Origin of the sequence: Deinococcus aquiradiocola, assembly GCF_014646915.1 — a bacterium.
GTDB lineage: Bacteria > Deinococcota > Deinococci > Deinococcales > Deinococcaceae > Deinococcus > Deinococcus aquiradiocola.
Map to the genome: position 1 here is coordinate 712,129 of NZ_BMOE01000001.1, position 11,527 is coordinate 723,655.

Consider the following 11,527-nt stretch of genomic DNA (forward strand, 5'->3'; position numbering starts at 1 on the left):
CATGACCAAACAACTGACTCTGCTCAGCCCGGATGGCAGCGCGCCCCCGGCCGCCAGTTACGGCAGCGTGCCGCCCGGCACGACCACCACCAGCCGCGCCATGATTCTGAAAAACACGGGAGACGAGGCGCTGCCGAGCATCCGCATGCACATCGAGCAGACGACCACCTCGGACGGCGAGTACCACGCCACGGCAGGCAGCGTCACCCTCACCGGGACCGCGCAGGAGGTCCTGAGCGCCCCCCTGGCGCCCGGCGCGAGCGTCAGCGTCACGGAGTACGTCAGCACGCCCGCAGGACTGACCACGACCGGCCCGGACACGGGCACGCTCGTCTGGGAGTACGACGCCTGACCCTGGGAGGTGAGTAGCCATGCCGATCATCATCAGCAGGGGCGGGGTCGTGCGTGGCACGCGCACCGCCGACTGGACGCATGCTCCCGTCCCCGCCGCGCGCGGCACGCGGGCCATCAGCTGGACGACGGCGCGGGCCGTGCAGGGCGCGCGGCTGGCGACGTGGACGAGCGCGCGGACCGTGGCGCGTGGTGAGCGCATCGTCGGCTGGGCTGGACCGGTCACGGCGCGCGGATCGCGCACGGTCGCGTGGGGCGTGCCGGTCACGGCGACCATCGAGTACCGCCCCGGCAGACGCCCGCGCAGCACGCGCCTCACCAGCACGCTCGGCCTGGTCATCAGCGCGCAGTACGAGCACACGGGCACGCGGGAGACGCTGACCGTCACGCTGGCCGGGCAGTTCGGCCCCGTCCCGACCCTGGACCTGCAGGTGCAGGAGTACGAGGGGGCCACGCAGACGAGCAGCCTGCAGGTCGTCCTCGACGGGGACCTGACGCAGACCGAGCAGCGCCGCACCGCCACCGGGTATGTCACGGTGTTGCGCGGGTACAACCGGGCCGCCTCCCGGCTCGGCAGCGTGCGACTCTCCGAGCTGATCCCCTGGCGGCTCTCCCCCACGCCCCTCCCGGACCGGCGCGTGCCGTGCGGGCAGCGCCCCAAACCGCAGACGGCGGACGTGCGCGGCATCGTCAGCAGCGCCTTCCAGGCGGCGGGCATGACGCTGAACTTCCCGCTCTCGGACCCGCTCGCCGGGCAGGCCTGGAAGGAAGGCGTGCGCGAGTACTCGACCTCCGGCAAAACCCCGGATCAGGTCTGGGGCGACACGTACGGGCAGCTGGGGTACACGTACACCGTGCACGGCCGCCTCGCGCTGGCCCTCCCGGCGGGCGGCAGCCTCCCGTACCAGAGCACCGGCGTGCGCGAGGACGATCTCGCCACGGACCTCACGGTGCGCCGCGAGGCGGGCAACACCCCCAGTCACCTCACCGTGACGGCCGCCGACCTGCTCATGGACCGGCCCAACATCATCGATCTGCTCGCGGAGGCCCCGGACGCCGCGAGCCTGCAACGCGAGCTGTACCCGGACATCGAGTGGTACGTCACCACGCCCACCACGTCCGGGGAGACCATCAAGGGCTTCCGGAAGTCCGCCGGAGTCATCACGTACACGAACGAGCTGACCCGCTCGGACGTCGAGGTGACGGAGACGGTGGACGGCATCCAGCGCACCCGCACCTTCGGGCGCGTCGTGACCGGCTACACCAGCACGGCCAGCACGTACGATCCGACCTGCCCGGACGCCCTGCTGCAGCAGACGACCGTCAAACGCTCGTACGGGTACGGGATCAACACGGAGACGCACGGCGCGATCTTCAGCGGCCCCGGCTGGGCGGGCGGGTACGAGGTCGGGGACACGCTCGCCGACGAGTCGCAGACGGTCACGCAGACGTTCAGCCCCGAGGGGTATCTCTCCTACAGGACGACCGTCACCCGGAAGCTCGTGTCGCTGCAGCAGCAGGGCGCGGACGGGCCGCTCGCCGACCGTGGCCCGCTCACGGCGCGCGAGTACGTCACCACGACGCTCAGCGAGGCCTACAGCGCCATTGGGGGTGGGAAGTTCCTCCGGCTGTGGAGCCTGTCCGGCGCGCAGCAGCTGCCCCTGTACGACACAGAATCTGGGGACGCGGTGCGGCTCGCCAGTCGGGGTGGCACGCAGGCGAACGGGGAAGAGACGCTCGATCAGGTGCCCGCGCAGGTGCGCTGCCCGGACCCGTGCGATGTGCCCAAAGTGGCCTACCCCCAGACCGTGAAGCGCGTGCTCTCGGACGGGCGCGAGGGCCAGGAGGTCACGCGCTCGCTCCCATTCGTCGAGAGTGCCTCTCTGCTGGGCGGGTACGCGGACGTCATCGTGCAGTCGCTCGCGCCCACCACGGCCACGGACGCCACCCTGAGCACGGTGCGCGACTGGCGGCCCGGCACGCGCCTGGACGGCGTCATCACCGGGGTCGTCGAGGGCTACAGCCTGGAGGCGGCCGCCGGGCGGGCATCGGCGCGCGTGCAGGTGCGCGAGTACGTCCTGACCTCCAGCACGGCGGACCCCGACGTGGATGGGGAGGGGCCGTGGCGCGACATGGTCGTGTGGCGCAGGCCGGGCGGGGTGGTCGTCAACCACCTGACCGGCATCAAGGACGGCATCCCACAGTTCCGGCGGATCTTCGTGCGCGCGACCGGCGCGAACACGCCCAGCCCCGGCGACGAGGTCGAGTGGCGCAACGACACCCGGTTCGGACCGACATCCACCGGCAACTACGGCAACTGAAGGAGGTGAGACATGCGGAAAACGGACGCGGAGATCCTGCTGGCGCTCCTGGGGGAGTGCTGCTGCGAGTGCGAGTGCGAACACCCCCAACAGACCCCGGCGGACGCGGCCCGCCCGCGAACTCCCCAGATGCTCGGCAAACGCATGCCGCCGCTGGACGTGCCCGTGCAGGACGACCCGGCGCTCATCCCGCCCTACCCCAGCTTCGACTCCCCCCAGAGGGCCGCGGCGCTGGGCGTGCCGCACGTGCCGCTGCTGCTGGACGCGATGCCCGGCACGGACCCGCACGAGGGCCGCTTTGATGAGGTCAACCTGCCGACGCTGGGCCTCCCACTGGAGGGCATGGCGCTCACGACCGGCGAGGTGCGGAGCGTGCCAAGCGGGGCGCTGGTGATCGATCAGACGGCGCGCACCATCCACCCCGGCCCGGTGCGCGTGATCAGCGACCCGGAGGAGCCGCTGCTGCTGGGCCTGCCGGAACCGCTGTACGTGGCGGGCCAGATGCTCAGCGTGCCCGTCCGGAACAACCAGGCCATGATCGGCGTGACGGACCGGCAGCCGGTCGAGGGATTCCCGGAACTGGGCAGCTCAGAGGTCCCGCTGAACGACACGTCGGCGGGCCTGCCGAACGGGATCGAGGTGCGGTACGACCTGCTGGACACGCGCGACCTGATCGCCGCCCGGGACTACCCGCCCGGGCTGACGTTCGGCGGCGCGGCGGCGGCCCCGCTCGGCTCGCGGGAGATCATCGGCCCGGACTCCCGCCTCGCGGCGCGCGTGGGCGTCACGTACACGCTCCGCACGTACCCGAATGGCCCCACCCGCCCGTACGTGGACACCACGGTCAGCCACACCGAGGGCTGGCACACGGAGCAGACCGGGTATCTGGACGGGGACGGCGTGTGGCAGCCGGTCGCGGTGGCGTCCCTGGTGGCGGGCGGGCAGACGCTGCGCGGGTACCGGTACGACAACGTGGCGGGCGCGTGGGTGGCGGCCGGTCCGCTCGCGGCGGCCAGCGTGCAGGCGTCCGGCGGCGGGTACTCGCTCGTGGTGCCGCCGGGCCGGGATGAGAGCGACCCGACGCGCATCCGGGTCAGCGCCACCTTCCGGGAGCTGTGGGTGCTCGTCCGCAACCCTGGGCTGACCGGGATGGACACGGAGACGTTCCGCAGGCACTTCGCAGCCCCCGGCGTCGAGGTGTGGGGGTCCGCCGTCACGTGCAGCGGCCTGCGCCGTGGCGACGTGCACGACCTGACCGGCGGCGCGGAGTTGCGGGTCAACGGGCGGGTGTACGTGGGGGGCAGCTGGACGGCCCTGCGCGCGGGCACGCGGGTCTGGGTGCTGCACCTGTCCGGCAGCACGCTCACGCGCGAGGTGGTGGGCGTGCCGGACCCGCCCGGCACCTGCACCGTCACGGACCTCATGACCCTCGTGTGCCGCCGTCCGGACCTGACGCCCGTGCGCCTCGCGGTGGGGGCGCTGCATCACGCGTGGCCGCATGACCGGGCCGCGCTGCTCACCTCCGGCCCGACCCTGCACCTCGCGGTGTGGGATGCGTGGCGGGACGGGATGCGCGCCGAGTGGCAGGCGGACCGCAAGGCCCGCCCGAAGCGGCGCGACCTCCTGAAGCCCGACACGCCCCTGCCGCCCGCCCCGCCGCTCGGCCTGACCCTGGCGGACGCGGGCGTGACCGTGCAGTGGGACGCCGTGCCCGCCGGGAGCACGCCGCACCTGCTGCCGACGCGGGTGGAGGTGTGGAGCGAGGCGCGGCAGGCGTGGGAGGAGAGCCCGGCGGCCCTGGCGGCCCTCGCGAAGCCCCTCGCGTTCTTGAACATCGCAGGAGTCATCGATGACCGGACGGGCGTCAGCGGGCGCCTGCGCGTCACGTACCCCGCCGCGCCCTGGGCCGCCCCGCAACCCCGCACGGTCCTCACCGCCCGCACCCGCACCCCAGTCCGGGCCCTCACCATCGCCGGGCAGACCGTCACCCCGTACGTCCTCGGGAGGGAGCCGGTGTACCTGCGGGACGGCCTGCTGCGCCCCCCGCGCGGCTGGCACCCCATCACGCTGACCCTTTCCCGCAGCCACGACCCCACCGCGCCCGCCACCCTCGAACTCGACACGCACGGCGCGCGCCTCTCGCGCCTGCTCCTCACCCTGACCGGCCCCGAGGGCCGGACCGAGACCTGACCGGAGGACCATGAGACAGACCATCGACTACCCCAGCGCCACCAGTTACGCGGCGACCGTGGGCGCCAACCTCCTCGCCGGGTACACCATCCTGAGCGTCACCGGCTGCACCATCCAGATCGGCGGGGCGAGCGTGACCCTGCCGCACACCCTCACAGCGGGCGAGGTGCTGGCCGTCACGCACACCGCCGGGACCTCCCTCAGCAACCTGCGCCTGCAGACGCCCGACGACGGGCAGACCGCTGGCAGCAGCGCGGGCGGCGTGGCCCGCCTCGCCAGCACCGCCGGGCAACTCCTCCCGCTGGCCCTCCCGCCGTTCAGCGGCAGCCCGATCACCGTCGCGAACCAGCCGTACGGCGTCATCCTCGAAGCGACATTCGACGTCACGAACTCGACGCCGCTGGAGGGCGTCACGCTCAACGTGGTCGGCATCACGGGCGGCACCCTGCAGGGCGTCACCGTCACGAGCGGCGGGGTGGGCCTCGACCTGGGCGCGGTCACGATCAGCACCCAGTCCGGCACGCCGCAACTCATGACCGCCACGTTCGCGCGGCCCCGAAACGTCCCACCGGGCACGTACGTCGTGCAGTGGACGTTTACCGCGGACGCGGTGCTGCAGGTGTACCCCACGGTGCGCCTGTACAACGGCATGACCGGGCTCATCAGTTACGCGACGGGTGCCGGGACGACCCGCACGGTCGGCGCGGGCGTGAGCCTCCTGACCGGCCCGCAGACCATCGTGGGCCGCCTCGACCCAGGCGGCATGAACACCGTCAGCACGCCCAGCACCGACCCCGCGCAGTGGTTTGCGCGCGCGGTGGAGATCGTGTACCCCGCAGGCAGCGCGCCCTACCTCCGGACCCTGCACGAAGGGCAAAACTACCGGCTGGACCTCGTGCTCGACGCGCCGCCGCCAGGTGGAGGCGAAGCGAGCTGACGGCCTCTCCCCTACCCACGCACCTTCCTTTCTTCACTGCGGAGGCACACCATGCAGATCACCCACAGGCGGCGCGCCCACACCATGCGCGCCGCTCTCACGCCGCCGCGTTTACGGCTCTACAGGCGGGAGCACCATGCGTGACCCGCTCGTCATCCTCACCTGGATCATCGGTGCCGCCCTGCTGCTCGTGTTCGGCCGGTACGCCGTGACGGGACAGCTCGACGACAAGATCCTGGCCGGTCTGGGCACCATCCTGGGCGGTCTCATCACCGCGCTCGCCACGCGCGGCGCGAAGAAGGACGGTGACAACGATGGTAGTAACCCCTCTTGATCTCACTGCGGCCCTCGCGCTGCTCGGCCTGGTGTCCGGTATGGGCGGCGTCACGTACCGCGCCGTCCTGCTCCTCGTACAGCTCGTCGCCCCGAAGCCGCGCTGGGTCGAGCGCGGCGCCCTGCTGGTGATCCTACTCCTCGGGTACCTGACGCTGCTGGCGCTGGACGTGCCGGGCGTCCTGGCCTCGCTGCGCGGCGGGCAGAGTGCCGCCACCCTCGAGAGCGTCGCGCGCACGGCGGTCTTCGCGGGGTGGTTGTGGACGCTGAACACCATCCTGCTGATGCTGGCCCGCGGGCAGCTCGGCCCGCGCCCGGTCCTCCGGAGGCGGCCGTGAACGGCGGCGTGCTCGGCCTGCTCCTGATCGGCGTGGCCCTCGGCATCGCGAGCGTGGCGTGCTGGCGCTTCATGGCGCACCCCGCGGCCCGCTGCGGGCCGGGCCTGCTGGCCGCCGCGTACTACGTCGCCATGTGGTTCTGGCCGCACGCGGCCGTCCTCGCCGTACGGACCGGGCACCCCTACCCGGCAGGGGACAGCGTCCGTCTGATCCTGCTGGGTCTCGCCCTGGTCCTCGCCATCGTCGAGCTGTCCACCCGCCTGCACCGCACCCTGCGCACCAACGCTGCCCTCCGCAGGCAGCTGGAGGACCGATGAACCCCATGATCACCCCCAAACTCATCCTGACCGCCAATAGCAGGCACTCTTCGGCCGACGTGACGGCCACGAAGTTCGAGGCGGCGCGCGTCCAGTACAGCATCACGGACCCCCGCTCGGTGGCGGCCCTGCTCGCGAACGGCATGGTCGAGTCAAGCCTTGTCCCGCAGCGTGAGGGGGGCTCCTACCGCACGGCGGACCGGCTGCAGTTGGTCTTCCCGTCCTTCTTCGACCCCCGGCGCGGGGGACGGTACAACGCGGCGAACTACCTGCAGAACCCGGAGGGGCTGTTCAACCTCGTGTACGCCGGGAAGCGAGGGAACGGCGACGTGGCGAGCGGGGACGGGTTCCGGTACCGGGGGGGCGGGATCATCCAGACGACGTTCCGGAACGGGTACGCGCAGACGGGCCGCCTGATCGGGCAGGACCTGGAGCGGAAGCCCGATCTGATCGAGGAGATCGGGGTGTCGGTGCAGGCCGCGTGCGCGTACTGGGTGACGCTCAGCAGCGGCGACGCCTGCGCGAGACGGGGAGACATCGCGGGGACGCGCCGCGCGGTGAACGGCCCGGCCATGCTGCACCTGGACGAGATGCTCGCCGTGTACCGGCGCCTGCTGCCCCTGCTGACCTGATACGGGTCCGCCGCGCCTCTGTGGCGCTGACAATCCGCTCAGGCCCGCGCTTCCACAGGCGGGCCACTCTCATGCACTGGAGGCACCCATGAATCGACTGCTGACCCTGATCGCCCTGCTGCTGGGCTTCGCGCTCGCCCAGGACACTGCCCCCGTCATCGCTGGCGTGACCGTGCCGGACCAGGTCTGGTACCTCGCGGCCACCCTCATCGGCCTGATCGTCAAGGCCGTCGCCAGTCCACTCACGCAGCTGCTCAAGGTCCGGTGGGGCTGGACGGGCGACGTGGCCCGGCTGCTGTACGCCGTGCTGAGTCTGCTGTTCGTGGCGGTCTTCGGCGCGCTGACCGGCGCATTCGGCGCGGGCCTGCACGGTTGGCTGTCCGCTGGCGCGGCGCTGCTGGTGGCGCTGGTCAAGGGCTACGGCGACTACAGCAAGCTCGTCCAGACTTCCATGGCCGGGACGTCGGTGCGCTGATGGGTCTGGCGCTCAACACTCCCCTGACCATCGAGGTGGGAGAGTACAGCGCGTTCCGGGCGACCATCCAGGGCCCCCTCGGGGTGGAGATCCCGGACGTGAGCGACTACCGGGCGGTCATCCGGTTTGCGGGACCACCCGCGAACGGCGTGTACGGCCGCGCCCTGCTGGAACTCACGACCGAGAACGGTGGGATCCTGCGCGACGGCCCGTACTTCCGCTGGGCCATCACGCCCGCCGGGAGCCGCGCCCTCCGGACGGGCGTGTGGCAGATGGTCGTCATCTCGCCGAGCGACCACCCCACCCGCATTCACGAGGGGGCCGTCACCGTACGCCCGGAGATCCGGGGCGGCCTGTGACGCCGGATGAGACGCCCCTCGCGGCGGGCATGCTGGAAACGGAACTCCGGGCGGGCGCGCTCGCTCAGGAGGAGGAACTCAGGCCGGGCGTGCTGGAGCACGATCCTGCCGATGAAGGGAACCGCTGGGACACGGTCCAGTGGTGAAGGAGTGACATGCCGCAACTGAAATTCTTCCAGGTGGTGACCCTGCCGGGCACCCTGCAGCCGAACGCGTTCTACTACGTCCTGAACGGCAGTTACAGCGAGTCGTACCTCACGAACAGCACCGGCGTCGCGAAGGCGATCGGGAACAGCGCGATGATCAACGCCCTGATCGACGCGAAGCTCGCGGCCGCCAGCACCCTGCAGAGTGTGCCGACCATTGCGGCCCGCAACTCCGCCGCCGCGGCTACCACGGCGAACGCCCTGTACCTCGTCACGGACGCCACGGGCGACCCGACCGTGACCAGCGGTGCGGCCCTGTACTTCTACGAGAAGGCCGCGAACAAGCACACGAAGGTCGCGGAGTACGAGAGCATGGACGTGGTCCTGCAGTGGGCGAACATCCAGGGCCGCCCGAACAGTACCCCTGCCGCCATTGATGCCGCGGTCGGCGCGAGCCACACGCACGGGAACAAGGGCGTGCTGGATGCCCTGACGGACTCTGGCGGGCGACTCCAGTACGGCGGGCAGCCCGTCAACACGCCCGACTGGGGCAGCACGGACTGGTGATGGCGAGCTTCCTCATGCAGAAGGTCGTGTCCGCCCTGCCGGGCACCCTGACGGCCGACACCGTGTACTTCGTGCGGTCCGGGACCGGGTTCAGCGTGTACGTCACGAACCACAGCGGGACCATCGTCGCGTACACGCTCAACGTCCCGCAGGCGTCGCAGGTGGACGTGTACGGCACGGCCTCTACCGCTGGGGTCTTCACGTGGACCAAGCCGGGCTGGGCACGCGTCGTGACCGTCACGGTCATCGCGGGCGGCGGGGGCGGCGGGTCAGGCCGCAAGGGTGCGGCCGGGACTGCGCGGGCAGGAGGGGGAGGCGGTGGTGGTGGGAGTACCGCCACCCTGACCTTCCAGGCGGCCGCCCTGCCAGACACGGTCACCGTCACCGTCGGCGCAGGCGGGGCGGGCGGGGCAGCCGTCACGGCGGCCAGCACGAACGGCAACGCCGGCGGTACCGGGACCGCCACGACGTTCGGGGCGTACCTGCGCGGCTGGGGTGGAGTCGGCGGGGCGGCAGGCACCCCCGCGAATGCGGGGACAGCTGCAGGCGGCACTGGCATGTACGTGGGCGGTGTGGGTGGCGGTTCGAGCATCGCAGGTGCGGGCAGTGGCGGCGGGCAGAGCGTCACGCTCGGTGGGGCCGGAGGGGGCGGTGCGGGCAGTCTCAGCACCGCGAACGCGGCCTACGCGGGCGCGATGGGCGGCGGTGTGCCGAGCGCGAACCAAGGCGGCGGCGGGAACGGCACGGCAGGCGCCGCCGGAACGGCCGGCGGGGACGGCGCGGCCCAGGCGACCGGGATCGGCATCGGCGCGCCCGGAGGTGGCGGTGGTGGAGCCGCGTCCGGAGCGACCGCCGGTGCGGGCGGCGCGGGCGGCTTCCCCGGCGGTGGTGGCGGTGGGGGCGGGGCCGGAACGGACGGCTCGGCTGACGCGGCCGCCGGTGGGCGCGGTGGGAACGGCCTGTGCATCGTCATCACTCAACCCTGAACCTTCGGACAATTCGCGCCCAACTGAAGCCTCCGCCCGCGCTGAGAAGCGTCTGGGCGGGGGCGATTTTTGTTAGCTGACGATTGTGTTGAATGCTATACACTGATTTCACTCAATGGCCACTTCACACACAAGGCGCTGGCCTTCCTCTGTCTGGCATAGGTGGTACACAGAAACCCCTACTGGACTCAAGCGGTTCGACGTTCTCGCGTACTTCGGTGCATTGTTACCGAATGCCATCCCGGACTACCTCTATTTCGTCGCGTACCGTAGCCACACGACTACCCCAGCCCTGCTTGTAGGTATATTGGTTGCCCCCTTTCTCAGTCTTTTCGCCATAGCTACGATTCTGGGCAAGAAGAAGAAGGAGTCGTTAGACGCTCAGCAGAAGAAGGACTATGGTGCTGGCGTTCAACTCGCGTATGGGCAGTGGAGAGATTCTGCAGGTTTGTTTCAGGGTGCACTAGCCCAGACGTATCGCCACTTGGACATCCCCTCAGCTGAGGGAACACCGACAACTTGGCAGAGTGCTGTTACTCAGCATCTGCACGTCATCGCGCTGATCATCCGTGAGGTTTTCGGGGAAGAGACTTGTGGACGAGCACTGTCAGTCAGTTTGGCATTGCCCGCTGCAGACGGCGAGACGCTCAGGACTGAGCTATTTCAGTCGGAAACGCCTGGACGTACCCCAGGTCGAGTTATTCCACTAAAAGCCACTGATGCGGGCGCAGCCGCTGCATTCCGGAAGCGGCAGGCTCAATACATCGCCAACACCCAAGACCGGCGACACAGGGCCCAATTCAGCGGTCGTCCGTATAAGTCATTTATGTCGTGGCCCGTCTTGTCAGGGGACAGTAAAACTGTGTTGGCTATTGTGAGTGTGGACTCGCAACACGTGAACGGGTTCGACAAGGATTCTGAAGAAAGTCGGCGTGACCAGGTCGAGTGGATGTGTCATCCTGTGTTACAAGGGATCGCGATCTGCCTCTTGGCAGGTAGAACGCGATCGGAATAGAGTGAGGTACCCGGAGGTGACAGCATGAGTGAGAAAGAGACCTTGTACAGGGAAGTCCTCGTGCGCTTCGCAAAAGGCGAAGCAACGCGCGAGGAAGTTCGCGCCGCCGATCCGATGCGAACTACGATTAGAAAGGCTGCGGAGATCGTAGCAAGTGCATATGTCAGTTCTCAGACTGCAAAAGCTCGCTAACTGCAGCCCCTGCCCCCCGCCGATTTCGGCGGGTTTTTTTATTTGTCGGGAGAAGTAGAGTTGTCCTCGATCTGCTGGACCCGGTACCAGCGGGGCTCTTGGTGTGCCGTCCACGCGCCGTCCCACAGCCGGTGCCACACCAGGGTGTCCTTGCTGTTGCTGTGGCGGCTGCACGCCGTGCGGGCCTCAGTCGCGGAGTCGAACTCGCCCAGCGGGACGTCGACCTGGTCGGAGTTCAAGAGCAGCACATCGGCGCGGTATCGCATGCCAGCAAGATAAAGTCCCTGATCCCCACAATGGCAGTCTGGTGAGTCACCCACAGCCGGGTGGTGCGGGACAGGTCGAGGTCAGCGTCTGATGGATCAGTA

At 70.0% G+C, this 11,527-nt stretch carries 14 protein-coding genes; 13 read left to right on the top strand and 1 reads right to left on the bottom strand.

The genetic code is table 11. From position 1 onward, the window contains the following. Window position 1 precedes the first annotated feature (1 nt). The 13 genes from IEY33_RS03330 to IEY33_RS03390 all read left to right on the top strand — a co-directional run bounded on the left by IEY33_RS03330 (window position 2) and on the right by IEY33_RS03390 (window position 9,952). Complete coding sequence (locus tag IEY33_RS03330) at window positions 2-352, top strand: hypothetical protein (protein ID WP_188960766.1); 351 nt, start codon at window positions 2-4, stop codon at window positions 350-352. A gap of 19 nt (window positions 353-371) precedes the next feature. Continuing rightward, window positions 372-2,672: a hypothetical protein gene (locus tag IEY33_RS03335; RefSeq protein WP_188960767.1), complete on the top strand. Its 2,301-nt coding sequence runs from the start codon at window positions 372-374 to the stop codon at window positions 2,670-2,672. Between the two features lie 12 nt (window positions 2,673-2,684). After that, the gene (locus tag IEY33_RS03340; protein ID WP_188960768.1) at window positions 2,685-4,862 is read left to right on the top strand and encodes a hypothetical protein; all 2,178 of its coding nucleotides are present in this window, start codon (window positions 2,685-2,687) and stop codon (window positions 4,860-4,862) included. A 10-nt stretch (window positions 4,863-4,872) separates the two neighbouring features. Beyond that, on the top strand, window positions 4,873-5,799 hold the full coding sequence (locus tag IEY33_RS03345) for an ML domain-containing protein (RefSeq protein ID WP_188960769.1): 927 nt from the start codon (window positions 4,873-4,875) through the stop codon (window positions 5,797-5,799). Window positions 5,800-5,935: 136 nt separating this feature from the next. Beyond that, window positions 5,936-6,133 carry a hypothetical protein gene (locus IEY33_RS03350; RefSeq protein ID WP_188960770.1) on the top strand — a complete coding sequence of 66 codons (198 nt, stop codon included), beginning with the start codon at window positions 5,936-5,938 and terminating at the stop codon, window positions 6,131-6,133. After that, entirely contained in the window at window positions 6,114-6,470 is a 357-nt protein-coding gene (locus IEY33_RS03355) for a hypothetical protein (RefSeq protein WP_188960771.1), read from the top strand. Before IEY33_RS03350 ends, IEY33_RS03355 begins: the two co-directional genes overlap by 20 nt. Continuing rightward, window positions 6,467-6,787, top strand: coding sequence for a hypothetical protein (locus tag IEY33_RS03360; protein WP_188960772.1), 321 nt, complete (start codon window positions 6,467-6,469; stop codon window positions 6,785-6,787). The genes IEY33_RS03355 and IEY33_RS03360 overlap by 4 nt, the downstream gene beginning before the upstream one ends. Next, window positions 6,784-7,419, top strand: a complete 636-nt coding sequence (locus IEY33_RS03365) for a glycoside hydrolase family 19 protein (RefSeq protein WP_188960773.1) — start codon at window positions 6,784-6,786, stop codon at window positions 7,417-7,419. The genes IEY33_RS03360 and IEY33_RS03365 overlap by 4 nt, the downstream gene beginning before the upstream one ends. 88 nt (window positions 7,420-7,507) lie before the next feature. Continuing rightward, complete coding sequence (locus IEY33_RS03370; RefSeq protein ID WP_188960774.1) at window positions 7,508-7,894, top strand: hypothetical protein; 387 nt, start codon at window positions 7,508-7,510, stop codon at window positions 7,892-7,894. After that, a complete protein-coding gene (locus IEY33_RS03375; RefSeq protein ID WP_188960775.1) occupies window positions 7,894-8,253 on the top strand; it encodes a hypothetical protein in 360 nt (119 codons plus the stop codon). Before IEY33_RS03370 ends, IEY33_RS03375 begins: the two co-directional genes overlap by 1 nt. Then, the gene (locus tag IEY33_RS03380) at window positions 8,250-8,399 is read left to right on the top strand and encodes a hypothetical protein (protein ID WP_188960776.1); all 150 of its coding nucleotides are present in this window, start codon (window positions 8,250-8,252) and stop codon (window positions 8,397-8,399) included. The genes IEY33_RS03375 and IEY33_RS03380 overlap by 4 nt, the downstream gene beginning before the upstream one ends. Window positions 8,400-8,408: 9 nt before the next feature. Continuing rightward, entirely contained in the window at window positions 8,409-8,966 is a 558-nt protein-coding gene (locus IEY33_RS03385; RefSeq protein WP_188960777.1) for a hypothetical protein, read from the top strand. After that, on the top strand, window positions 8,966-9,952 hold the full coding sequence (locus IEY33_RS03390) for a glycine-rich domain-containing protein (protein ID WP_188960778.1): 987 nt from the start codon (window positions 8,966-8,968) through the stop codon (window positions 9,950-9,952). The genes IEY33_RS03385 and IEY33_RS03390 overlap by 1 nt, the downstream gene beginning before the upstream one ends. 1,245 nt (window positions 9,953-11,197) lie before the next feature. On the opposite strand, the gene IEY33_RS03395 is transcribed toward IEY33_RS03390, so the two are convergent. Further along, on the bottom strand, window positions 11,198-11,398 hold the full coding sequence (locus IEY33_RS03395) for a hypothetical protein (RefSeq protein WP_188960779.1): 201 nt from the start codon (window positions 11,396-11,398) through the stop codon (window positions 11,198-11,200). Window positions 11,399-11,527 lie beyond the last annotated feature (129 nt).